The organism is Paraburkholderia sp. J94, from assembly GCF_905220285.1.
GTDB lineage: Bacteria > Pseudomonadota > Gammaproteobacteria > Burkholderiales > Burkholderiaceae > Paraburkholderia > Paraburkholderia tropica_A.
Genome location: NZ_CAJMZH010000013.1, coordinates 20,594 through 43,989 on the forward strand (window position 1 = coordinate 20,594; position 23,396 = coordinate 43,989).

Sequence of the window (23,396 nt, forward strand, 5' to 3'; positions counted from 1 at the left end):
GGCTCAGCGCTTGCCGATCGGCACGAACTTCAGGTTTTCCGGGCCCGTGTAGTTGGCGCTCGGGCGGATGATCTTGTTGTCGATGCGCTGCTCGATGATGTGCGCGCTCCAGCCGGCGGTACGCGCGATCACGAACAGCGGCGTGAACATCGCGGTCGGCACGCCCATCATGTGATACGAAACGGCGCTGAACCAGTCGAGGTTCGGGAACATCTTCTTGACGTCCCACATCGTCGATTCGAGGCGCTCGGCGATATCGAACAGCTTGAGATTCGACTGCTCTTTCGAGAGCTTCTTCGCGACTTCCTTGATCACCTTGTTGCGCGGGTCCGAGATCGTATAGACCGGATGGCCGAAGCCGATCACGACTTCCTTCTTCTCGACGCGCGCGCGAATGTCGGCTTCCGCCTGATCGGGGTCTTCATAGCGCGACTGGATCTCGAACGCCACTTCGTTCGCACCGCCGTGCTTCGGACCGCGCAGCGCGCCGATCGCGCCCGTGATGGCCGAGTAGATGTCCGCGCCCGTGCCCGCGATCACGCGGCCCGTGAAGGTCGAAGCGTTGAACTCGTGTTCGGCGTAGAGGTTGAGCGAAACGTGCATCGCGTCGACCCACGACTTCGACGGCTCCACGCCGTGCAGCAGATGCAGGAAATGGCCCCCGATCGAGTCGTCGTCGGTTTCCACTTCGATGCGCTTGCCGTTGTGCGAATAGTGATACCAGTACAGCAGCATCGAACCGAGCGAGGCCATCAGGCGGTCGGCGATATCGCGCGCGCCCGGCAGGTTGTGATCGTCCTTCTCGGGCAGCACCGTGCCGAGCACCGACACGCCCGTGCGCATCACGTCCATCGGATGCGCGGAGGCGGGCACCCATTCGAGCGCCGCCTTCACGTTCGCGGGCAGGCCGCGCAGCGCCTTGAGCTTCGTCTTGTACGCGGTCAGTTCGGCCGTGTTCGGCAGCTTGCCGTGCACCAGCAGATACGCGACTTCCTCGAACTCGCACGCGGTGGCGAGATCGAGAATGTCGTAGCCGCGATAGTGCAGGTCGTTGCCGGTGCGGCCGACCGTGCACAGCGCCGTGTTGCCCGCCGCGACGCCCGACAGCGCGACCGACTTCTTGGGCTTGAAACCGCCTGCGGCCTGCGTGGTGTTGTCCGTTTCGCTCATGATGTCTTCCTCTTTTCTGAATGTCTCGAATGATCTGGGTTTCGATGCGGACCGCTTACTTCTTCGCGGCGAACAGCGCGTCGAGCTTGTCTTCGTAAGCGTGATAGCCGAGGTACTTGTAGAGGTCCTCGCGCGTCTGCATGGTCGACACGGCGGCTTTTTGCGTGCCGTCGCGCTTGACCGTCTCGTAGAAGTTCAGCGCCGCCGCGTTCATTGCACGATACGCGCCGCAGCAGTAGAGCGCGATGTCCACGTTCGCGCTATTGAGTTCGTCGGTCGTGAAAAACGGCGTCGAGCCGAACTCGGTCAAATTCGCGAGGATCGGCACCTTCACGGCCGCGCGGAAGCGGCGGTAGTCGTCGAGCGTCTTCATCGCTTCCGGGAAGATCATGTCCGCGCCCGCTTCCACGTAGGCGATCGCGCGCTCGATGGCGGCGTCGATGCCTTCCACGGCGGCTGCGTCGGTGCGCGCCATGATGACGAACTGGTCGTCGGTGCGCGCGTCCACGGCGGCCTTCACGCGGTCGACCATTTCGTCGGTCGAGACGACTTCCTTGCCCGGACGATGGCCGCAGCGCTTCTGGCCCACCTGGTCTTCCAGGTGCACGGCCGCGACGCCCGCCTTGATGAAGGACTTGATCGTGCGCGCGATGTTGAAGGCGCCGCCCCAGCCCGTGTCGATGTCCACCATCAGCGGAATGTCGACCGCGTCGGTGATGCGGCGCGCGTCGATCAGCACGTCGTCCATCGTGCTGATGCCGAGGTCGGGCACGCCCAGCGAGTTCGCGGCCACGCCGCCGCCGGAAAGATAGACGGCCTTGAAGCCGGTTTGCTCGGCGAGCTTCGCCGCGTAGGCGGTGATCGCGCCGACGACTTGCAGCGGGTGTTCGTTGGCCACGGCCGCGCGGAATTTCGCGCCGGCGCTCGAAGGGGTTTTGCTGTTCATGTGTTGAGTCTCCGAAGGAACGGGGGCTACTACTGCACAGACCGTGCCAGCGCGAAGCGGCGCCGCTAACGCGTTGATTTTGCGCTGGATCGCGGCGCATGTCGCTCACGCCCCGATTTCGCAAGTGAAATGTCGATTTCAAATTTGAAATCGAAGCGCAATAATGAACGGAACCGCGTGAAACGACCCGCCGTGACATCATGAACCGCTTCCCCACGCCATCCGAATTCCGCCCGCGCGTCTGGGCGATGGGCATCAGCCGCCTGCGCGACCTGTTCCGCGACATCGCGCGCGAATACGACGACCGCGCCGACCTGCGCGTGGTGCCGCGCGGCTTCGAGGAAGCCGCCGCCGAGATCGCCGCCGCCGGGCCGAGCCAGCGTCCCGACGTAGTGGTCGCGGCGGGCTCGAACGGCACGTATCTCAAGACGCGCGTCGATCTGCCCGTCGTGCTCGTGCAGCCCACCGGTTTCGACGTGATGCAGGCGCTCGCCCGCGCGCGCCGCGAAGCCGATCTGGTCGCGCTCGTCACCTACGGCGAGACGCCCAGCGAGGTGCGGCGTTTCGCGAGCGCCTATGGCATCGACGTGGTGTTCGCCTCGTACCGCACCGTGCAGGACGCCGAGGCCTGTGTGCTCGATCTGCGCGACCGCGGCGTGGGCGCGGTGGTCGGGCCGGGTCTCGTCAACGATCTCGCGGCGCGGCTCGGGCTCGTGCCGTTCTTCGTCTATTCGCGCTCGTCCGTGCATGCGGCGTTCGATAACGCGCTCGAAGTCGTGCAGGCCACGTGGCGCGAGACGCAGCGGCGTCAGCGGCTCGACAGCGTGTTGCAGCATCTGCGCGATGGCGTGGTTGCGCTCGACGCGCGCGGCCGCGTGGAGGCGATCAACCAGCGCCTCGCGGGCGTGCTCGGCATCGATCCTGCGACGGCGGCGGGCCAGCCGCTCGCCGCGCTCGCGCCCGACATCGCCTTCACGCTGCCCGACGCCGACGGCGAATCGCTCGAAACCGTGCGCGGCGTGAGTTATGTCGTGCATCGCGGGCCGCTCGTCGACAACGGCGTGACCACGGGCGCGGTGCTCACGTTTCAGGAATCGCGCGCGGTGGAGCGGCTCGACCGCACGCTGCGCTCGCGGCAGCGCACGCAGCAGTTCGTGGCGCGCTGGCGTATCGCCGATCTGAGCGGCGCGACGCCCGGCATCGCGCGCGTGCGGCAACTGGCGCAGCGTTACGCGAAATCGGATGCGACCGTGCTGATTCGCGGCGAAAGCGGCACCGGCAAGGAGATGGTCGCGCAGGGCTTGCATCGCGAAAGCGCGCGGCGCGATTTCCCGTTCGTCGCGATCAATTGCGGCGCGTTTCCCGAGGCATTGCTGGAGAGCGAGCTGTTCGGCTACGAGGAGGGTGCGTTCACGGGCGCGCGGCGCGGCGGCAAGGTCGGGCTGATCGAAGCGGCGCATCGCGGCACGCTGTTTCTCGACGAGATCGGCGAGATGCCTTTGCCCTTGCAGAGCCGGTTGCTGCGCGTGTTGCAGGAGCGCGAAGTGGTGCGGCTGGGCGCGACGGAACCGACGCGCGTCGACGTGCGCGTGGTGGCCGCCACGCATCGCGCGCTCACCGAGCAGATCGAGAGCGGCGAGTTTCGCGCGGACCTGTTTTATCGGCTGAACATTCTGAATCTGGCGATTCCGCCGCTGCGCGAGCGGCGCGCCGATATCGAGCCGCTCGCCGCCGAATTGCTGCTGCAATCGGCGCGGCGCGAACCGCGCGTGGCGCTGAGGATTCGCACGCAGGACGATGCGGCGCGCGCGCTCGCGCCGATCGGCGGCGCGCTCGAACGCCATGCGTGGCCCGGCAACGTGCGCGAGTTGCAGAACGTGGTCGAGCGGATCGTGGTGGAACTCGCGGATTCCGATGTGGACGTGCTGACGCCCGAAGTGCTGCGCGCGATTGCGCCGGAGGTGTTCGTTGCGCCGCGCGAGGCGTCGCGTGAAGTACCGCAAGAGACGCCGCCTGAATCCGGCGACGCGCCGACGACACTGCGCGAACGCACCCTGAACGCGCAGGCCGAAGAAATACGCGCGGCGCTCGACGCCTGCGGCGGCGACCGCGAGCGCGTGTGCGAGCTGCTAGGCATCAGCAAGACCACGCTGTGGCGGCGTTTGCGGGCCGCGAAGTAGGTGCTCAAGCAGGCCGCGCGCGGCGCGGCCTCGGTCTCAGTTCTTGATGCCGTTGAGCAGTTGCGCGACCGCGCCGTGCAGATGCAGCACTTCAGGGCTCTTTTGCAGCAGCGCCTGATAGCGCTCGAAAAACTCCTTCGATTCCTCGCCCGTAAACAAAGCGGACACGCCTTCCACCGCGCCCAGGCGGTCTTCGGGCTTGGCGTCCTTGGCGTCGAGCGTTTCGTCGACGTTGGCGATCACCGTCGAGAGCGGCATCAGCCAGCGATAGCCCGTGCCGTTGATCAGCGCCTGCAGGAAGGCCGCGGGCGTGGTCGCGCCGAACTCGCGCTCGTACTCGGCGCGCTCGTGGTCGAGGATCGCCTTGTGCAGCGTGAGCAGGGGCTTGCGGATCTCGTTGAGAAATTGAATCGCGCGGGCTTCGTCCATCGTGGCGGCTCCTTCGAAAGTGGGCGACGCGGCGCGCAGGCGCCGTCGCAATCTTGAATCTGTCGATGGTAGCGCAAGGGCCGCGCGCGCGTCGTTACCATGCGGCGCGCATGCGTGGGTGCCTGCATGCCGATGGCGGTTTTCACGCGTCTGCGGCTCGCTTGTCAGCACGTATTTAAAGTCGGCGCTACACTCCGCCCATCCTCGACTGGCCCTTTGGCGTGCTGTCCGTGCGCCGTCCGCGCGATTTGCACGGCATGCGGAACAACGCGTGCGTAAGGCCTTCGATTGATCGACAAGAACCGACAAATCCCCACACCGGAGAGCCGCCCCATGACGACGTTGACCATCAACGGCGAGACCCACACGATCGACGCGCCGCCCGACATGCCGCTGCTTTGGGTGTTGCGCGACATCGTCGGCCTGACCGGCACGAAATTCGGCTGTGGCATCGCGCAATGCGGCGCCTGCACCGTGCATCTCGACGGCGTCGCGGTGCGCTCGTGCGTGCTGCCCGTCGCGGCGCTCGAAGGCCGCAAGATCACCACGATCGAAGCCGTCGGCGCGACGCCCTCGGGCCAGAAAGTGCAGAAGGCCTGGCGCCAGATCGACGTGGTGCAGTGCGGCTACTGTCAATCCGGGCAGGTGATGTCGGCGGCGGCGCTGCTCGCCGAAAATCCGAACCCGAGCGACGCCGACATCGATGCCGCCATGACCGGCAACATCTGCCGCTGCGGCACCTATAGCCGCATCCGCGCGGCGATCAAACAAGCCGCGAAGGAGGCCTGAGATGTCACAAGGTCTTCTCGACGCGCAAAACGGCGCGGCGCGCGCGCACGCCGGTCAATCGCAGGTTTCCCGCCGCGCGTTTCTCAAGCTCGGCGCGGCGGCGGGCGGCGGCCTGCTGCTCGGCTTCAGTTTTTCGGCGGGCGCGCAGGGCGAAAGCGCCGCGCGCCGCTCGGTGGTCGGCGGCGACGGTAACGAGACGCCGCAAGCGGGCGTGTTCGAGCCGAACGCGTTCATCCAGATCGACCGCGCGGGCAAGGTCACGCTGATCATCCCGAAGGTGGAGATGGGGCAAGGCGTGTACACGTCGATCCCGATGCTGATCGCCGAGGAACTCGAAGTGCCGCTCGACAGCGTGACGCTCGATCACGCGCCGCCCGACGCGAAGCGCTTCACCGATCCGCTGCTCGGCGGCCAGCTCACGGGCGGCTCGACCTCGATCCGCTACGCGTGGGAGCCGATGCGCCAGGCGGGCGCGACCGCGCGCGCCGCGCTGATCGCGGCGGCGGCGCAGCAATGGCAGGTCGATCCGGCCAGTTGCCACGCGAAAAGCGGCCAGGTGCTGCACGACGCGAGCGGGCGTCGCGCGTCCTATGGCGAACTCGTGGACGCCGCCGCGAAGCTGCCCGCGCCGCAGAACGTGGCGCTCAAGAGCCCGAAGGAATTCACGCTGATCGGCAAGCCGACGAAACGCCTCGACTCGCCCGAGAAAGTGGACGGTTCGGCGCTGTTCGGCCTCGACGTGCGGCTGCCCGGCATGGTCTACGCCGCCATCGTCAATTGCCCGGTGTTCGGCGGCACGCTCGTACGCGTCGACGACACGCATGCGCGCAAGATTCCGGGCGTCACGCAGATCGTCAAGATCGACAACGGCGTGGCCGTGATCGGCGCGCACACGTGGGCCGCGAAGCGCGGCGCGGCGGCGCTTGTGATCGAATGGAACGAAGGCGCGGCGGCGAATCTGTCGATGCAGCAGATCGTCGGCGAACTCGCGAATGCGGCGCAGCAGCAGCCCGGCGCGGTCGCGCGCAAGGACGGCGACGTGCAGCAGGCGTTCGGCGGCGCGAAGACGCGCGTCGACGCCGTGTACGAGCAGCCGTTCCTCGCGCACGCCACGATGGAGCCGATCAACTGCACCGTGCACGTGCGCGCCGACGCCTGCGAGATCTGGGTCGGCACCCAGGTGCCCACGCGCGCGGTCGATGCGGGCGTGGCCGTCACCGGTCTCAAGCCCGAGCAGATCGTGCTGCACAACCATCTGCTCGGCGGCGGTTTCGGTCGTCGTCTGGAAGTCGACGCGATCACCCAGGCGCTCAAGGTCGGCAAGCAGGTCAACACGCCGGTCAAGGTGTTCTGGACGCGCGAGGAGGACATTCAGCACGACATGTACCGGCCGTATTACTACGACCGCATCTCGGCCGGGCTCGACGCGAACGGCAAGCCGGCGGCGTGGCAGCACCGCATCGTCGGCTCGTCGATCATGGCGCGCTTCGCGCCGCCCGCGTTCAAGAACGGTATCGATCCCGACGCCGTGGAAGTGGCCGTCGATCTGCCTTATGACCTGCCGAACCAGCTGATCGAATACGTGCGCCAGGAGCCGCATACGGTGCCGACCGCGTTCTGGCGCGGCGTCGGCCCGACGCGCGGCACCTTCGTGGTGGAGAGTTTCGTCGACGAATGCGCGGCGGCCGCGAAGACCGATCCGGTCACCTACCGGCGCAATCTGCTCGGCAAGTCGCCGCGCGCGCTGGGCGTGCTCGACGTCGCCACGCGCGCCGCCAACTGGGGGCCGCCGATGCCGAAGGGGCAAGGGCGCGGCGTCTCGGTGATGCATGCGTTCGGCAGCTTCTTCGCGATGGTCGCCGACGTGACCGTGACGAACGGTGAGGTGCGCGTGAACCGCGTGGTCGCGGCCGTCGATTGCGGCATGGTCGTGAACCCGACCACGATCGAAGCGCAGGTGCAGGGCGGCATCGTGTTCGGCATCACGGCGGCGCTGTATGGCGAGATCACGATCGAGCGCGGCCGCGTCACGCAGACCAATTTCACCGATTACCGGATGCTGCGCATCGACGAATCGCCCGTGATCGAGGTGCATATCGTGCCGAGCACGGAAGCGCCGGGCGGGATCGGCGAACCGGGCACGGCGGCGCTCGCGCCCGCGGTCACGAACGCGATCTACGCGGCGACCGGCACGCGGCTGCGCAAGCTGCCGGTGGGCCGTCAGCTCATGAACACGAAAACGGCTTAAGGAGGCGATAACGATGAAAACGATCCAGACCGCCTCGATGCTGTCCGTCGCGCGCGCCGCCGTGCGCGTGGCCTTTGCCGCTTTGGCGTGCGCAGTCGTTCCGCAGTTCGCGCATGCGCAGGACCCGGCCAGTTCCACAACGTCCGCCGATCAGGCCTTGATCCAGCGCGGCGCCTACCTCGCCGCAGCCGGCGACTGCGCGGCCTGCCACACTGCGCCGCACGGCAAGCCGTTCGCGGGCGGCTTGCCGATGAGCACGCCGCTCGGCCACATCTACACGACCAACATCACGCCCGACCCGGACACGGGCATCGGCGGCTACACGCAGGACGATTTCGCGCGCGCGCTGCGCGAGGGCGTGGCGAAGGACGGCCACAATCTCTATCCGGCGATGCCGTACCCGTCCTACGCGAAGGTCCGCGACGACGACGTGGCCGCGCTCTACGCGTACTTCATGCATGGCGTGCAGCCCGTCAAGCAGGCCAATCGCGACAGCGACATCAAGTGGCCGTTGAACATGCGCTGGCCGCTCAAGATCTGGAACGTGTTCTTCCTCAAGAAAGGCCCGTACCAGGACAAGCCGGGCAAGGACGCCGCATGGAATCGCGGCGCGTATCTCGTGCAAGGGCTCGGCCATTGCGGCTCGTGCCATACGCCGCGCGGCGTCGGCTTCAACGAGCAGGCGCTCGACGAAAGCGGCAACGCGTTCCTCACGGGCGCGCTGCTCGACAACTGGTACGCGTCGAACCTGACGGGCGAGCACAACACCGGGCTCGGGCGCTGGAGCGAGGCCGATCTCGCGCAGTTCCTCAAGACGGGCGCGAACCAGCACGCGTCGGCGTTCGGCGCGATGACGAGCGTCATCAACAACAGCACCCAGGCCATGAACGATGCGGACGTGCAGGCGATGTCCGCGTATCTGAAGTCGCTGCCGCCCGCGGGCGGCGACGGCGCGCCCGCCTATGCGTACGATCCGCAGGCGACCAAGGTGTCGCTCGGACGGCCCGCGAACGATGCGGGCGCGCGCGTCTACACGGCGTTCTGCATGCACTGCCACGGCGCCGACGGACGCGGTTTCGCGCCGATGTTCGCGCCGCTGGCGGGCAATCCGAACGTGCTGGAGAAGGACGCGTCGTCGCTCATCAACGTCACGCTCAACGGCACGGGCGACCTCGTGATTCAGGGCGTGCCCGCGCCGTATCCGATGCCCGCGTATCGCGACCAGCTCAACGACCAGCAGATCGCCGACGTGCTGAGCTTTATCCGCACGGGCTGGAACAACAAGCAAGGCACGGTGAGCGCGGCGGATGTCGCGAAGCTGCGTAGCGCGACGCAGTCGAGCGAGGCGGCGCGGTGACGCGGCGCGCGGGCGGAGCCAGCGATGGCGCGCCGCCCGCGCGGTCCATCGTGGCGCTCGCGCGCGACGAATTGCCTGTCGATACCGTCGCGCTCGCGCGTTTCATGGTCGGCAAGTATCTGGTCCACGATCTGCCCGAGGGCCGCGTGAGCGGACGCCTCGTGGAAGTGGAGGCTTATCCGGTCGGCGACTCGACGGGGCACGCGTTCATCGGTCCGCGCGGCTGGAACGCGTCGCTGTTTCTCGCGCGCGGACACGCTTATGTGCGGCTCACGTATGGCGTGTCGTGGATGCTCAACATGGCGAGCGAGCAGGCGGGCGTCGGCGCGGGCGTGCTGTTTCGCGCGGTGGAGCCGCTCGACGGGCTGGCGTCGATGGCGGCGCGACGGGCCGGCGCGCCACTGCGAGAACTCGCGCGCGGGCCGGGGCGGCTCACGCAGGCATTCGGCGTGGGCGCGGCGTTCGACGGAGTCGATCTGTGCGGCGGCGAGGGCTTGTGGATCGGACGCGATCGGGAGCCTGCGGCGAACGACGCGTCGCTCGTTATCGGTACGACGACGCGCATCGGGCTTTCGCGTGAAATCGATCGGCCGCTGCGGTTTTACGTTGTCGGCAGCCCGTTCGTGAGCGGGCCGCGCAAGCTGCTCGCATCGGCTTGAAATGGGGCGGGAAGTGGGACGGTAAATTAGGGTGTGAATGAACGATTCCACCCTGTTTTCAGCGATTATTGCGCGCTTTGTATTGTTGTCGAGAACGAAACTGTATTTTGGGGAAATAGGTATTTGCCCTGATCTCTAGTCTCAATAAACTGAAGTCACCGGTCGGCGAACGCCGACCTCAAAACAAGTGATGGAGGTTAGTGATCATGAATACCCGTACCCTGATTCAAGCCGCGGCCGTTGCCGCGCTCCTCGCCGCTCCGGCGCTCTCGTTCGCCCAAAGCCAGACCAACGCGCCGATGACGCGCGCCGAAGTCCGTCAGGAACTGATCCAGGTCGAGCAGGCGGGCTATAACCCGGCGACCGCGAACGACGCCGCGTATCCGCGTGACATCCAGGCCGCCGAAGCGCGCGTCGCGCAGCAGCAAGACGTGGCCCAGACCCAGCAGCCGGTCGCCGACACCAGCTATGGCGGCGCGCCCGCAGGCTCGACGCAGTCGGGTCAACCGGCACACGCCGCGCCGTCGCAATCGATTTATTTCGGTAACTAAGATCGGTCACTGAGACCGAATCTCGCCAAGGCGAGATTGTGTCGATGTGCCGGCGTGAGCCGTTCAGCACGCCATACCGCACCGCCGGGCACCGTCCGGCGTGCGGTCAGGCGCCAGGTCCGATGACGGGATAACCGTCCAGCACCCCATCCGGCGAGCCGGCGCGGCGCGACAACGCGGCCGCGCCGGCCCGTGAGCGATCACGCGTTTTTCATGCGTGGAACCTCCGCCGCCGCAAGGTGGCTTATGCCCAACCCGAGAAGGATTGGGCTTTTTTTGCTGCGCGGAGGCGGGCGGTGTCCGACGTCAGGCGCCAGGACCGCCGGTGATGTAGTGCTCGAGTTGCTCGATGGTGAACTGCTGCTCGGCGATGATCTCTTTCACGAGGTCGCCGATCGACACCATACCGACGAGCCGGCCGCCCGCCATCACGGGCAGGTGGCGCATGCGCCGCTGCGTCATCAGCGCCATGCAGTCGTAGGTGGTCTGGTCGAGCTCCACGAAACGCACGTGCGGAGTCATGATGTCGCGCACGGCCGTGGTCTTCGACGAGCGGTCCATCAGCACGATCTTGCGCGCGTAATCGCGCTCCGTGACGATGCCGACGATGTCGGGGCCGTCGGTGACGACCAGGGCGCCGATCTGTTTTTCGGCCATCAGGCGGATGGCATCGTAGACGGAATCGCCCGCTGCGATCGTGTAGACCACTTGTTCGGGCTTGGATTTGAGTACCTGTGCAACGCTCGTCATAGGGCGACTCCAGTTCGTCCTTCTTGTCTTCGGTCATTGCCTGGTGCGGCGCGGCGAGAGGGGCGCGCCGTGCGTGCCTTCGTCGAAAGCCATGAAAGCCACTCCAGTATAGGCGGATGGGCGCGGCGGAGCCGTCGGGGTATGCGCGAAGTGTGCGTCCGGCCGCCCTGCGGCCCTCCGTCGATGCGCGGCGGATCGCGTTCGCGCGCGCTTTGGTCCGTGCTTCCATCCGTGCTTCCGTCCGCACGGACGAGCCGGTGTATGAGCGGACGCTTCCCAGGGCCTGCGAGGCCGTGCGGCGCGGCGCGTCGCAAATGGCGGTACACTCCGGTTCCTAACTTCAATCCGGCTTCGCGCCGGTTTTTGCCAGACCTCTGTTCCAGATCATGCCTACGCTTCAAGAGCCGTCCTGCGCGGACGGCGACAACGCCAACGAATGCGTCGTGCTTGACGCGAGCGCCACGCTGCCGACCCGTTACGGCACCTTTGAGTCCTACGTCTATCGGGTGAAGGACGGCGGCGCCGAGCATTGCGCGCTCGTGATGGGCGACGTGGGGAGCGGCGAGCCGGTGCTCGCCCGCCTGCATTCCGAATGTCTGACCGGCGACGTGTTCGGTTCCTACCGCTGCGACTGCGGCGAGCAGCTCGACCTCGCGCTGCGCTACATCGCGGCGGAAGGCCGTGGCGTGCTGCTGTATCTGCGTGGGCACGAAGGGCGCGGCATCGGCCTGTCGAACAAGATCCGCGCGTACCAGCTGCAACAGCAGGGCCGCGACACGGTCGAAGCCAACCTCGACCTCGGCCTGCCCGACGACGCGCGCGAGTACGATTCGGCGGCGGCGATCCTGCGTCTGCTCAACGTCACCTCGGTGCGCCTGATGAGCAACAATCCGCACAAGTTCGACACGCTCTCGAAGCACGGCATTCCCGTGATCGAGCGCGTCGCGCTGGCGATCCCGATGCGCGAGGAAAACGAGCGCTACATCCGCACGAAGCAGGTGAAGTTCGGCCATTACTTCGAGGAAAACGAGTAAGGCCCCACGCCGGGAACGGAATATGCTCTGCCCCACGCATGAGTCGAAACAAAAAGGGGGGAGCATGTCCACCATTCCAATGAAGATGGCGTTGTGCGTGGCCGCCGGCCTCGCGCTCGCGGCGCCCGGCGTCGAGGCGCAGTCGCAGGCCTACACCAGCGAGCCGGTCGATCTCTATGCGGGGCCGTCCGGCGACTATCCCGTCGTCAGCGAACTCGGGCCGAGCGTGCCGGTCGTCGTATTCGGCTGTGTGAGCGATTACTCCTGGTGCGACATCGGCGCCGAGGGCGTGCGCGGCTGGGTGTACGGCGGCTATCTGACCTATCCCTATCAGGGCGGCTATGTGCCGCTCGCCGGCTACGGCGCGGCCATCGGCCTGCCGATCGTGACGTTTTCCATCGGCGCCTATTGGGGCAGCTTTTATCGCGACCGTCCGTGGTACGGCGAGCGCGAGCGCTGGACGCATGCGCCGCCGCCGGGCTATGGCGCGCGTCCGCCTGCGCCGAACTGGCACGGCGGCCCGGCGCGGCCATTGCCGCCGCCGCAGGGTGGCGGGGGCCGTCCGCCCGGGAATGGCGGTCCGCCGCCGGGCGCAAGGCCGCCGGGCGGCATGCCTGAGGGCGCTGGCCGTCCGCAAGGCGGTCCGCCGCCAGGCAATGCGCGTGCGCCGGGCAACGCCGCGCCGCCGCCGAATGCCGGCCGTCCGCCCATGAACGGCGGGGAGCGCACCGAAGCGCCGCGCGCGCCTCAACAGGCGCCGCGTCCCGCCGAAGCCCCGCGCGCCCCGCAGCAGATGCCGCAGCAAGCGCCGCGTCCCGCCGAAACGCCGCGTCCGCAGATGCAGCAGCCCAATGCGGGCCACGCGCCCGAGCCCGCGTTCAATCGCGGGCCGGGTTCCGGTGGTCCGCCGCAGGGTGGCGCGCGTCCGCCTGCGCCGCCCGCCGAACATGGCCGGCCCGAAGCGCCGCAAGGCGGTCATCCGTCCGGCCAGGGCGGCGGCCACGGCGACGAACGCAAGCAAAACTGATCCGCAATCGGAATCTCAATGCCACGGGCGCTCTTTAGGAGCGCCCGTTTTTCTTTGGCGTGCGCTCAGATGAATCACACAATTTTTAGCTCGGTAAAGAGAATTTAAGAGTTTTCGTGTGTCGCGCCCGAGTCAGTCCGAATACCTTAAACGGGCGATTTTTCAACTCCGTACGCCAGCGATTCACGAAATCGCTTGCTGTCGGAGTTCGAGATAAATCGATCAGGTATGCGATGCATTGAGTGGCCGGGTCGTTGCCGATTCATTGACGATTCCGTCGCCGTGCGTCATCGGCAATTGTCGCGTGCCGGTCAAGGTGTCAGCGAGATTAGCCATTCGGCTAGCTGATTTCCAGCATCAACTGAAGCAAGAATGAGCTTGTCGGGCACGCGTCGATTCGTCGTGGGCGGGCAAGTCGCAACTAAAAAGTTTGGATTCCGAAGTAACAAGGCATGGCGTGGCCCGATTGGGTCCGTTCCATGCCGGCCCCATTGAAACGACCAAGGAAGCGTATGAACAAGGCTTATCGATCTGTGTGGAACGAGTCGGCTGGCGCGTGGGTGGCGGTGCAGGAAAACGCCCGCGGTCAGGGGAAGGGCGGCATGAGGGCGAGCGTGCTGAGCGCGGCGCAGGCCGTGGCGTTGCTTGGGTTCGGCGGTGTCGCGCTTGCCGCGAACGCGGCGCAGACGTCATCGGATGAAGCCGCCTCGCTCTCCGGCAATGCGGCGAACGATCAGGGCGCCACTGCGGGCGGCACGGCGAATCCCGGTGCGTACGTTAGCACGCCCGCCACTGCCACCGCCACCGCGCTCGAAGCGCAGAACGCCTTGCTGCTTGCGTCGCTGGGTGTGCAAAGCACGGGCGCAGCGTCGGCTTCCACGGTTTCCATGGCTTCCGCGAGTCCGGTCGTGATGGCCGCAGCCGCGCCGCAAGGGGTCTCGCTAATGGCGGCAGGCGCCGGTTCGGGCGTCGAGGCGTCCTCCTTGAACATGGTATTCAAGACCGCTGCCTGGTACACGCAGATCAAGGGCATTGCCAACGCCTCGGGCTCAACGGGGCCGACCGACATGGCGCGCGTGGGCGGCGACGGCAGTATCGCCATGGGCTCGAACGCGCAAACCTCGGCGAACACGAGCATGGCGCTGGGTGTGCAGTCGCTCGCGAATGCAACCGATTCGGTGGCGCTCGGTGCGGGCTCGGTGGCCAATCAGGCCAACACCGTCTCGGTCGGCAGCGACGGCACGCAAACGCACGTTGTCGTCGACGCGGACAATAACGCCGCCACGCTGCCGAGCAAGGCAAACACGCGCCGTATCGTGAACATGGCGGCGGGCCAGGGCGACACGGACGCCGTGAACGTCGCGCAGCTCAAGAGCGTGACGGGCGCGCTGGGCGGCGGCGCGGCGGTGAACAGCGACGGTTCGGTCACGGCGCCGGGCTATGTGCTGGGCAACCAGACCTATAGCGACGTGGGCACGGCACTGAAGGCCGTGGAGAACACGGCCATCACAGGTTCGACGGACGGTGTGAAATACGACACGTCCGCGCATACGCGCATCACCTTCGACGGCGGCACGGACGGCACGGTGCTGTCGAACGTGGCCAACGGCGCGGCGAATCGCGACGCGGTCAATGTCGGGCAGTTGAAGGCGGCAGGTCTCGATGTGGACGGCAGCGGCAACGTCACGAATGCCTTCGTCGCCTATGACGACGCCACGAAATCGCACGTCACGCTGGCTGGCGCGAGTGGCACACGCATCACGAATCTCGCGGCGGGCAACGTTGCGGTGGGCAGCAGCGACGCCGTGAATGGCTCGCAACTCTATGGTGTTTCCAGTAGCGCGGCCACGGCCCTGGGCGGCGGCGCGGGCGTCAACACCGACGGTTCACTGAGCGGACCGAGCTACGTGCTCGGCGGCACGACGTATTCCGACGTCGGCACGGCGCTGAAAGCGGTCGAGGCCACGGCGGCAACGGGTTCTGTTGACGGTGTGAAGTACGACACGTCCGCGCACACGCGCGTCACCTTCGACGGCGGCACGGATGGCACGGTGCTGTCGAACGTGGCCAATGGCGCGGCGGACCGCGACGCGGTCAATGTCGGCCAGTTGAAGTCGGCGGGTCTCGATGTGGACGGCAGCGGCAACGTGACGAACGCCTTCGTCGCGTACGACGATGCCACGAAATCGCAGGTCACGCTGGCTGGCGCGAGTGGCACACGCATTACGAATCTCGCGGCGGGCAACGTTGCGGCGGGCAGCAGCGATGCGGTGAACGGCGCGCAACTCTACGGCGTTTCCAGTAGCGCGGCCACGGCCCTGGGCGGCGGCGCGGGCGTCAAGACCGACGGTTCGCTGAGCGGACCGAGCTATGTGCTCGGCGGCACGACATACTCTGACGTTGGAACTGCGCTGAAGGCAGTCGAGAGCGCGGCGGCTACGGGTTCGGTGGATGGCGTGAAATATGACACGTCCGCGCATACGCGTGTCACGTTCGACGGCGGCACGGACGGCACGGTGCTGTCGAACGTGGCCAATGGTGCGGCGGACCGCGACGCGGTCAATGTCGGCCAGTTGAAGTCGGCGGGCCTCGATGTAGATGGCAGCGGCAACGTGACGAACGCCTTCGTCGCCTACGACGACGCCACGAAGTCGCAGGTCACGCTGGCTGGCGCGAGCGGCACGCGCATCACGAATCTCGCGGCGGGCAACATTGCAGTGGGAAGCACCGACGCGGTGAACGGCGCGCAACTCTACGGCGTTTCCAGCAGCACGGCTACGGCCCTCGGCGGTGGCGCGGGCGTCAAGACCGACGGCTCGCTGAGCGGGCCGAGCTACGTGCTCGGCGGCACGACATACTCCGACGTCGGCACGGCGCTGAAGGCAGTCGAGAGCGCGGCGGCTACGGGTTCCGTGGATGGTGTGAAGTACGACACGTCCGCACACACGCGTGTCACCTTCGATGGCGGCGCGGACGGCACGGTGCTGTCGAACGTGGCCAACGGCGCGGCGGACCGCGACGCGGTCAACCTCGGTCAGTTGAAGTCGGCAGGTCTCGATGTGGATGGCAGCGGCAACGTCACGAATGCCTTCGTCGCCTACGACGACATCACGAAGTCGCAGATCACGCTGGGCGGCGCGAGCGGCACGCGTATCACGAATCTCGCGGCGGGCAACATTGCGGCAGGCAGCAGCGACGCCGTGAACGGCGCGCAACTCTACGGCGTTTCCAGCAGCGCGGCCACGGCCCTCGGCGGCGGCGCGGGCGTCAACACCGACGGCTCGCTGAGCGGACCGAGCTACGTGCTCGGCGGCACGACATACTCCGACGTCGGCACCGCGCTGAAGGCAGTCGAAAGCGCGGCGGCTACGGGCTCGGTGGACGGCGTGAAATACGACACGTCCGCACACACGCGCGTCACCTTCGACGGCGGCCCGGACGGCACGGTGCTGTCGAACGTGGCCAACGGCAAGGCGGACCGCGACGCGGTCAACCTCGGCCAGTTGAAGGCCGCAGGCCTCGACGTGGACGGCAGCGGCAACTTCACGAACAGCTTCGTCGCCTACGACGACACCTCGCGCGCAACCGTCACGCTCGGCGGCGTCAACGGCACGAAGATCACGAACCTTGCGGCGGGCTCGGCGTCCGGCGATGCAGTGAACGCCGGGCAGTTGCGCGCGCTCGCCGGCACGCTTGGCGGCGGCGCGGGGCTCGCGTCGGACGGCAGCATCGTCGCGCCCGCCTATCACGTGCAGGGCGGCACGCAGAACACCGTCGGCAGCGCGCTCGACACGCTCGATACCGGGCTGACTTCGCTGCAGCAGAAGATTTCGGATTCGGGCATCGACCTCGTCACGCAAGACACCACCAGCCGCGCGATCAACGTCGGCGCAAACACCAACGGCACGGTCGTCAATTTCGCGGGCACGGCGGGTAACCGCACGCTCACGGGCGTCGCGGCGGGCGCGGTCAATGCGACGAGCTCGGAGGCGGTCAACGGCCAGCAACTCTATGCCAGCATCGCGAATACGGCGGCAGCGCTGGGCGGCGGCGCGAGCGTGGCGCCGGACGGCTCGCTCGCCGCGCCGTCCTACACGATCGGCGGCACGACCATCAACAACGTCGGCTCGGCGCTCACGAACCTCGACGGCCGCGTCACGCAAAACACCACCGACATCACGAATCTGCAGAAGTCGGTCACCAACATCGCGGGCTCGGTCGCGAACGCTGTGCAGTACGACTCGTCGGCGCACGACTCGGTCACGCTGGGTGGCACGGGCGCGGCTGTAAAACTCACGAATCTCGCCGACGCCGTGCTGAGCGCGAGCAGCACCGACGCCGTTACCGGCTCGCAGCTTTTCGCGACCAATATGCAGGTCGCGAGCATCGAGCAGGCCGTGCAGAACGTGGCCACGAGCGCCACGATGTATGTGGCCGTGAACTCGCCGAACGGCGCCGCCACGGCCAGCGGTTCGAACACGCTGGCGGTCGGCGGGGGCGCGGTCGCGAGCGGCACCTCATCGACGGCGATCGGCGATCAGGCGCATGCCAACGGCGCGAATTCGGTGGCGCTCGGCGCGAACTCGGTGGCCGACCGCGCCAACTCGGTGTCGGTGGGCAGCATCGGCAACGAGCGGCAGATCACCAATGTCGCGAACGGCACGGCGCCTACCGACGCGGTCAATCTGGGCCAGCTCAACAGTTCGCTCGGCGGCGTCAACAGCCGGATCGACGACGTCGACCGCGACGCGCGGCGCGGCATCGCGGCGGCCTCGGCGCTCAACGTCGTTACACCGTATCTGCCCGGGCGCACGACCATGAACGCGGGCGTCGCGGCGTATCGCGGTCAGGCGGCAATCGGTATCGGCGTGTCGCGCTGGAACGAGAAGGGCAGCGTCAACTACAACCTCGGCGTCTCGTCGGCGGGCGGCAACAGCACCATCGTCCGTGCGGGTCTTGGCATCGTGTTCGGCGGTTGACGCAGCGGGCAGCGATCCTGGCGGCGCGGCCGGCGCAATGCCGGCCGCGCACCTCACGCGGCACGCCCCGCACGCTCCAACCGCACGGGCGAACCGTGCGGCCCTTTCCATGGGCAACAACCAACATGAAAACCATCGCCATGGCGATTGCGGCGTCAGCCGTGCTCGCCGGATGCGCGTCGCAAGCGACGCGCGATTCCCTGCAGGTTCAGGACCCCACCGTGCTCGAAGACGGGCTGCGAACGTCGCAGAGCGAGCAAGCCGGCGCGGCCACCGACGCCTGGGTTGCCACGTATCCGGGCAGCATCGGCCGTGCGCAACTCGACGACGAGCAACGCCGCCTTCAGGCGCTCGGCCCGAAGCAAGCCGGCTATTTCGGCGCGAAGGCGCAGTGCTGGATCTACGCCGCGCGCGAGGAGCATACGCAATACAACCATTGGGGATTCGTCGAAGAGGCGGCGCGTCAGGCCGACCAGTTGATCGGCGCGCTTGAAGGGCGCGGGCAGGCAACCGTCGAGAATCCGAAGCTGCGCACCGCGGCCATCGTGCGGCCCGATCTGTGGCAGCGGTTGCTGGCGGCGAAATCGTCGCCGGTGTTCGCCTCGTGTCAGCCCGCGCAGGAGCGCGTGGCCTGCGCCGAAGTCGAACTGATGCACGCGGGTCACGAGGCCTGGACGCGCTCGTTCGACGCGAGCGCGCAGCGCGTCGACGAAGTGCAGCGCAAGATCGCCGACCTGCCTGCGGTCCTGAACGCGTGTCAGCCGCCGCCGCGTGTCGAGCCGCCGTCACTGCCGAACAACATCACGCTGCCGACCGACACGCTGTTCCGTTTCGATCGCGGCGATCTCAATGGCCTGTTGCCGCAGGGGCGCGCGAGTCTCGACACGCTGGCGCGCGATATCGCCGAGAGTGGCGACGTCACGGCCATCCGCGCGGAGGGCTATACCGACCGGCTCGGCAGCGATAGCTACAACCAGCGTCTGTCGCGGCAACGCGCGGAAACCGTCGCCGCTTATCTGCGCGATCGGGGCGCGGCGAGCGTCGCGGTCAGCGCGGTCGGGCGCGGCAAGGCGAATCCGCTCGTCCAGTGCAATGAGCGCAATCGTGAGGCGCTGATCGCCTGTCTGGCGCCCAATCGCCGTGTCGAGATTTCGCTCGCGCGCACGTCTGCGGGCGGACAAGCCGCCGCGAAGTAAGTCGCGCGCGGCCAGTCTGCCGGTGCATGCGCTTGCGTGCCCGCCGTGCAATGCGGCGGGCACGCGGCGCGTTCGGCATGTTCGGCGTGTTCGGCGTGTTCGGCGTGTTGGGCGTGTTGGGCGTGTTGGGCGTGTTGGGAAGTTTCGGAAAGCTTCGGAAAGACGCGGGCGCGCCCCGACGCGTCTATCGTCACGTCAGCGAGCGCTCGCTCGGCGTCTGGCGCTGATTCATCGTTTTCCTACGTTTCTCCTCCTTAAATCCGTCGGATTTAACAATCCCTGACAGTAGGTTTTTATGCTTGCGACGACAATAAGCCGTCGCCGCCTGATACGTCATCGCCGGAGGTTTTCCGATGACGTCCGACATCGCTCCAGACGGACCGAAATTCCCGGTCCCTGGCGATGCGCGTGGCAAGCGCGGCAAGCGCGACAAGCACGGAATTCGGCTACGGGGGCCGGCGCGATCGGGACACGGCGACGCGCCGGTGCGAGGACAGAGCGGACTCAAGTTCGCCGCATAACGCTGGTAACAGCGCCTGGTAGTAGGAGTGGCGATGGCGGTGAGCGTGGCGCCATGCAATGAGCACGGCTGCGGCCAGCGGGCGGACGTCGGGCGGTGATGTCCGTCTGCGTGCGACGCGCCGTCGAGGTGGCGCCGGCGCACGCGCCGACGGTTCTGGTCCGGGGGCGAGGACTGCCGGAGACTACGCGGTGCGCGGACTGCGGCCATCGTCACTCGTTTTTCCTTCATCCCTTCAGGCAGGCGCGGGCAGGCCCGCACGTGCGGCATGGCGCGCAACGGCGCGCCGTCGAGTCCGTGCGGCCGCATTCCGGCATCCGACGACACGCGCAGCGCCGGCAGCCCGGGCGGTTTTCATCGTCCGCGCGGCGTGTTCGCGATGGCATGGGTCGGCATGACGAATCAGCAGCACAAGTTGGCATCACGAATCAGCAGTAGGCCTTATCAGTAACAGTTAGCCGCGAGTTAGCCGAAAAAGGTTAGCCGCAAAAGTGGGCAGCGCGGGTCAGCAACACGAGGTTTTCATGTTTTTCCGTTCCGGCAGCATCCGGTTTCCGCCGGCTTCCCGCGTCAATGGGTCGGGGGGCAGCCGCGATCTTGACCGCGTCGAGCTGGACCTTGCGCGCGACCGTCATGCGCGTGCCGCGATGGAGGCTTACGCCGATTCGTGCGAGGCCGAACTGCCCTGGCTGAGCGAGGCGCTGCGCCAGTCGCGCTTTGGCCGTTCGGACAAGTTGACGCAATGTTCTTCCACCGTGCTGCGTGCCTTCGTGCTCGCGCAGGCGCGCGCCGCCGCGCAGCCCGACTACGCGCACGCCGCGTGGGAGCATGTGCGCGTCCATCTGGCCGCGTTGCTCGCGGGCGAACCGCCTGCGGCCGAGGAGCGCGGCGGACACGGCGGACACGGCGGACACGGCGATCACAGCGGCAGCCATAACGGTCACCACGGCGAGCATGCTCACCACGGCCAGCCCGCGCAGGCGGACGCACCATCGGCCGACGATGCGCTCATGCAGTCGGGGCGGCGGCGCTAGCCGGCGAGCACGGCCAGAACAAGGGTCCGCCACGGACCGTCCGGTAGCCGTAAGCGGACCGTAAATGATCCGCGAACGATATGAGAACGCGGCGAAAACGACGCGAAAACGACGCGAGACCGATCCGCAAACGCCACGTCATGGGCCCTTGCGTCGGATGAGAGCGTTTTCGACTACCATGGGCGGATTCTGTCTCCCCGATTCGGACTGCGTTTGCCGCTCCCGTTTATTTCGAGACGCTGCGAAAGTGGCGGTTTGCGCGCGCGGCGTGGTTGGCGCGCTGCGGGGTTGGGGAGGGCATTCGCCAGCGCCGTCGGCAACGCTGGCGGGACCGCAGGGTGGAGCCATCCCGAGAACATGAAAAACGATACTGGGTGCGGGGCACTATGAGAATTGCAGTACTGGATGACGATCCGGCGCAGACCGACTTCGTCTGTCAAACGTTGATGGCGGCAGGTCACGTCTGCCACGCATTCGCCAAGGGCGGCGAGCTGGTCCGGCAGCTGCGCCGGCAGACCTTCGACCTGCTCGTCCTCGACTGGAACGTGCCGGACATGGCCGGCGACGAAGTCCTCCATTGGGTGCGGCAGAGCCTGTCCACGCGCCTGCCGGTGCTGTTCATGACGAGCCGCAGCCGCGAGGTCGATATCGCGCTGATGCTCAACAGCGGCGCCGACGACTACGTCGTCAAGCCGGTGTCCGCGCCGGTGCTGCTCGCGCGCGTCGGCTCGCTGCTGCGCCGCGCGTATCAGCTGCATCCGCCCGCGCAGAAGGAAGTCTTCGGCGAATACGAGTTCGACCTGAAGTCGCGCCAGGCGACGGTGGCCGGCAAGGCGGTCGCGCTCACGCAGAAGGAATTCGACCTCGCGCTGCTGCTGTTCCAGCACCTGAGCCGCCCGCTGTCGCGCGCGCACATCCTCGACGTGATCTGGAAGCAATCCGACGACATCCCGTCGCGCACCATGGACACGCACGTCTCGATGCTGCGCTCGAAGCTCGGCCTGCGTCCCGAAAACGGCTACCGCCTCACGCCGATCTACGGCTATGGCTATCGCCTCGAACGCATCGAGGGGGACGCGGCGTGACGACCGCCCGCAGGAACCGCCCCATTGCGGGCGGGCGCGCGGCGCTGGCGCGGCCGTTGTTCGCCTGCGCGCTCGCGCTGAGCCTGCTGCCCGCCCTGCGCGACGCCCAGGCCCGCGAACCGCGCGCTCCCCGCGCGCAGCCGGTGCAAACGGCAATCTACGTCACGCGCGCCGGCGACTCGCTCTACGACATCGCTGTGCGTTATCTGCGCGATCCCGCCGACTGGACCCAGCTCGCGCGCCTGAACGGCGTGAGCGCGCCGCGCCGTCTGCAGGCGGGCGTGCAGCTGCGCGTGCCGGTCGCGCTGCTGCGCCAGGACGGCCTGAGCGCGCGCGTGATCGCCACCAGCGGCCCCGCGAGCCACGCCTTCCGCAGCGCGCCGCAGTTGCCGCTCGCGGTCGGCACGAAGCTGGTCGAGGGCGACCGCGTGCAGACCGGCCCCGAAGGCTTCGCCACGCTCGAACTCGGCGACGGCTCGCATCTGATCCTGCCGCCCAACACCTCGCTCGACCTTGCCACGCTGCGTCAGACCGTGCTGACGGGAGCGACCGACCGCGTCGTCAACCTGCATGGCGGTGAAGTCGATACCGAAGTCACGCACGCCACGAAGAAAGACGATCGCTTCCAGATCCGCTCGCCTTCGGTGGTCGCGGGCGTGCGCGGTACGCGTTTCCGCGTGAATTACGACGGCGACAAGGGCTCGACGGCGGTGGAAGTGCTCGACGGCGCGGTGGGCGTCGACGCCTCCGCGCGCGCCCACGCCGACGCGGTCGCGCCCGCGCCGGGCATGCCGCTCGCGGCCTCGGCGCAACTGGTCGCGGCCGGTCACGGCAGCCTCACGCCGGCGGGCGGCGCGGCCGGCGCGCCCGTCGAACTGCTCGGTGCGCCGGAACTGCGCCATCCCGCCCGCGTGCAGGACGAGGCCAACGTGGCCTTCGACCTCGCGCCGCGCGAAGGCGCGCACGGCTATCGCGTGCAGATCGGCCGCGATGCGGGCCTCTACGACATGATCCGCGACCTGCGCAGCGACTCGCCGCACGTCGAAGCAGGCGCGCTCCCCGACGGCACGTATTTCGTGCGCCTGTCCGCGATCGACGAAAACGGCCTCGACGGCATGCCGTCCACCTACGCGTTCGAGCGCCGCCGCATTGCGCTCGGCGCGACGGCCGGGCGCGTCGACGGCACGCGCGATTACGCGTTCCGCTGGTACGTCGACCGCGCCACGCAGAACACGCGTTTTCGCTTCGTGCTGGCGAAGTCCGAGGATCTGCGCGCGCCGCTCGTCGACCGCACCGATATCGAAGACGGCGAGGCCGTGGTGCGCGATCTGCCCAAGGGCACCTACTACTGGAGCGTGATCGCCGAGCAGTTCGAAGGCGGCCGCTACTACCAGAAGGTCAGTCCGGTCCAGTCGTTCCGGCTCGACTGGTGACGCAGGCGC

Annotated in this window: 17 protein-coding genes and 1 pseudogene; 14 read left to right on the plus strand and 4 right to left on the minus strand. The window is 67.5% G+C overall.

Features of this window, described 5'->3' with window-relative positions:
• Positions 1–3 precede the first annotated feature (3 nt).
• Together prpC and prpB are read right to left on the minus strand one after the other, a co-directional pair.
• Entirely contained in the window at positions 4–1,170 is a 1,167-nt protein-coding gene (gene prpC / locus U4Y88_RS25840; RefSeq protein ID WP_321787290.1) for a 2-methylcitrate synthase, read from the minus strand.
• 55 nt (positions 1,171–1,225) lie between these two features.
• Positions 1,226–2,116 (minus strand): methylisocitrate lyase, encoded by an 891-nt coding sequence (prpB, locus tag U4Y88_RS25845; protein ID WP_321787292.1) that lies wholly within the window; start codon positions 2,114–2,116, stop codon positions 1,226–1,228.
• A 200-nt stretch (positions 2,117–2,316) separates the two neighbouring features.
• On the opposite strand from prpB, the gene prpR reads away from it, so the two are divergent.
• A complete protein-coding gene (gene prpR / locus U4Y88_RS25850) occupies positions 2,317–4,296 on the plus strand; it encodes a propionate catabolism operon regulatory protein PrpR (protein WP_321787294.1) in 1,980 nt (659 codons plus the stop codon).
• A 36-nt stretch (positions 4,297–4,332) separates the two neighbouring features.
• Here prpR and U4Y88_RS25855 read toward each other — a convergent pair whose 3' ends face one another.
• Positions 4,333–4,725 carry a hypothetical protein gene (locus tag U4Y88_RS25855; protein ID WP_321787296.1) on the minus strand — a complete coding sequence of 131 codons (393 nt, stop codon included), beginning with the start codon at positions 4,723–4,725 and terminating at the stop codon, positions 4,333–4,335.
• A gap of 333 nt (positions 4,726–5,058) precedes the next feature.
• On the opposite strand from U4Y88_RS25855, the gene U4Y88_RS25860 reads away from it, so the two are divergent.
• The 5 genes from U4Y88_RS25860 (at position 5,059) to U4Y88_RS25880 (ending at position 10,329) form a co-directional block, all read left to right on the plus strand.
• Positions 5,059–5,514 (plus strand): (2Fe-2S)-binding protein, encoded by a 456-nt coding sequence (locus tag U4Y88_RS25860; RefSeq protein ID WP_224014628.1) that lies wholly within the window; start codon positions 5,059–5,061, stop codon positions 5,512–5,514.
• Position 5,515: 1 nt separating this feature from the next.
• Positions 5,516–7,762, plus strand: coding sequence for a xanthine dehydrogenase family protein molybdopterin-binding subunit (locus U4Y88_RS25865; protein WP_321787298.1), 2,247 nt, complete (start codon positions 5,516–5,518; stop codon positions 7,760–7,762).
• Between the two features lie 13 nt (positions 7,763–7,775).
• A complete protein-coding gene (locus U4Y88_RS25870) occupies positions 7,776–9,119 on the plus strand; it encodes a cytochrome c (protein WP_321787300.1) in 1,344 nt (447 codons plus the stop codon).
• The gene (locus U4Y88_RS25875) at positions 9,116–9,778 is read left to right on the plus strand and encodes a DNA-3-methyladenine glycosylase (protein ID WP_321787301.1); all 663 of its coding nucleotides are present in this window, start codon (positions 9,116–9,118) and stop codon (positions 9,776–9,778) included. The genes U4Y88_RS25870 and U4Y88_RS25875 overlap by 4 nt, the downstream gene beginning before the upstream one ends.
• A gap of 206 nt (positions 9,779–9,984) precedes the next feature.
• Positions 9,985–10,329, plus strand: a complete 345-nt coding sequence (locus tag U4Y88_RS25880) for a DUF4148 domain-containing protein (protein ID WP_224014635.1) — start codon at positions 9,985–9,987, stop codon at positions 10,327–10,329.
• Between the two features lie 306 nt (positions 10,330–10,635).
• Here U4Y88_RS25880 and U4Y88_RS25885 read toward each other — a convergent pair whose 3' ends face one another.
• On the minus strand, positions 10,636–11,079 hold the full coding sequence (locus U4Y88_RS25885; RefSeq protein WP_224014637.1) for a CBS domain-containing protein: 444 nt from the start codon (positions 11,077–11,079) through the stop codon (positions 10,636–10,638).
• A gap of 386 nt (positions 11,080–11,465) precedes the next feature.
• Here U4Y88_RS25885 and ribA point away from each other — a divergent pair, with 386 nt between their 5' ends.
• From ribA to U4Y88_RS25925, 8 genes and pseudogenes are all read left to right on the plus strand, one after another.
• Positions 11,466–12,113 carry a GTP cyclohydrolase II gene (ribA, locus tag U4Y88_RS25890; RefSeq protein ID WP_224014639.1) on the plus strand — a complete coding sequence of 216 codons (648 nt, stop codon included), beginning with the start codon at positions 11,466–11,468 and terminating at the stop codon, positions 12,111–12,113.
• Between the two features lie 64 nt (positions 12,114–12,177).
• A complete protein-coding gene (locus tag U4Y88_RS25895; protein WP_321787303.1) occupies positions 12,178–13,140 on the plus strand; it encodes an SH3 domain-containing protein in 963 nt (320 codons plus the stop codon).
• 512 nt (positions 13,141–13,652) lie between these two features.
• Positions 13,653–18,119, plus strand: coding sequence for an ESPR-type extended signal peptide-containing protein (locus tag U4Y88_RS25900; protein WP_321787305.1), 4,467 nt, complete (start codon positions 13,653–13,655; stop codon positions 18,117–18,119).
• A gap of 125 nt (positions 18,120–18,244) precedes the next feature.
• Positions 18,245–19,315, plus strand: a complete 1,071-nt coding sequence (locus tag U4Y88_RS25905) for an OmpA family protein (RefSeq protein ID WP_321787306.1) — start codon at positions 18,245–18,247, stop codon at positions 19,313–19,315.
• A 77-nt stretch (positions 19,316–19,392) separates the two neighbouring features.
• Positions 19,393–19,542, plus strand: a complete 150-nt coding sequence (locus U4Y88_RS25910; protein ID WP_321787308.1) for a hypothetical protein — start codon at positions 19,393–19,395, stop codon at positions 19,540–19,542.
• An 817-nt stretch (positions 19,543–20,359) separates the two neighbouring features.
• Positions 20,360–20,710, plus strand: a pseudogene (locus U4Y88_RS25915) (hypothetical protein); the annotation flags it as partial.
• Positions 20,711–21,255: 545 nt separating this feature from the next.
• Positions 21,256–21,954 carry a response regulator transcription factor gene (locus U4Y88_RS25920; RefSeq protein WP_224014647.1) on the plus strand — a complete coding sequence of 233 codons (699 nt, stop codon included), beginning with the start codon at positions 21,256–21,258 and terminating at the stop codon, positions 21,952–21,954.
• Positions 21,951–23,387 carry a FecR domain-containing protein gene (locus U4Y88_RS25925; RefSeq protein WP_321787312.1) on the plus strand — a complete coding sequence of 479 codons (1,437 nt, stop codon included), beginning with the start codon at positions 21,951–21,953 and terminating at the stop codon, positions 23,385–23,387. Before U4Y88_RS25920 ends, U4Y88_RS25925 begins: the two co-directional genes overlap by 4 nt.
• The last annotated feature ends 9 nt before the right edge of the window (positions 23,388–23,396 follow it).

Excerpts from the sequence above, each read along its gene's own strand:
- prpC (WP_321787290.1), bottom strand. The coding sequence starts at position 1,170 with ATGAGCGAAACGGACAACACCACGCAGGCCGCAGGCGGTTTCAAGCCC.
- prpB (WP_321787292.1), bottom strand. The coding sequence starts at position 2,116 with ATGAACAGCAAAACCCCTTCGAGCGCCGGCGCGAAATTCCGCGCGGCC.
- prpR (WP_321787294.1), top strand. The coding sequence starts at position 2,317 with ATGAACCGCTTCCCCACGCCATCCGAATTCCGCCCGCGCGTCTGGGCG.
- U4Y88_RS25855 (WP_321787296.1), bottom strand. The coding sequence starts at position 4,725 with ATGGACGAAGCCCGCGCGATTCAATTTCTCAACGAGATCCGCAAGCCC.
- U4Y88_RS25860 (WP_224014628.1), top strand. The coding sequence starts at position 5,059 with ATGACGACGTTGACCATCAACGGCGAGACCCACACGATCGACGCGCCG.
- U4Y88_RS25865 (WP_321787298.1), top strand. The coding sequence starts at position 5,516 with ATGTCACAAGGTCTTCTCGACGCGCAAAACGGCGCGGCGCGCGCGCAC.
- U4Y88_RS25870 (WP_321787300.1), top strand. The coding sequence starts at position 7,776 with ATGAAAACGATCCAGACCGCCTCGATGCTGTCCGTCGCGCGCGCCGCC.
- U4Y88_RS25880 (WP_224014635.1), top strand. The coding sequence starts at position 9,985 with ATGAATACCCGTACCCTGATTCAAGCCGCGGCCGTTGCCGCGCTCCTC.
- U4Y88_RS25885 (WP_224014637.1), bottom strand. The coding sequence starts at position 11,079 with ATGACGAGCGTTGCACAGGTACTCAAATCCAAGCCCGAACAAGTGGTC.
- ribA (WP_224014639.1), top strand. The coding sequence starts at position 11,466 with ATGCCTACGCTTCAAGAGCCGTCCTGCGCGGACGGCGACAACGCCAAC.
- U4Y88_RS25895 (WP_321787303.1), top strand. The coding sequence starts at position 12,178 with ATGTCCACCATTCCAATGAAGATGGCGTTGTGCGTGGCCGCCGGCCTC.
- U4Y88_RS25900 (WP_321787305.1), top strand. The coding sequence starts at position 13,653 with ATGAACAAGGCTTATCGATCTGTGTGGAACGAGTCGGCTGGCGCGTGG.
- U4Y88_RS25905 (WP_321787306.1), top strand. The coding sequence starts at position 18,245 with ATGAAAACCATCGCCATGGCGATTGCGGCGTCAGCCGTGCTCGCCGGA.
- U4Y88_RS25910 (WP_321787308.1), top strand. The coding sequence starts at position 19,393 with ATGTTCGGCGTGTTCGGCGTGTTCGGCGTGTTGGGCGTGTTGGGCGTG.
- U4Y88_RS25920 (WP_224014647.1), top strand. The coding sequence starts at position 21,256 with ATGAGAATTGCAGTACTGGATGACGATCCGGCGCAGACCGACTTCGTC.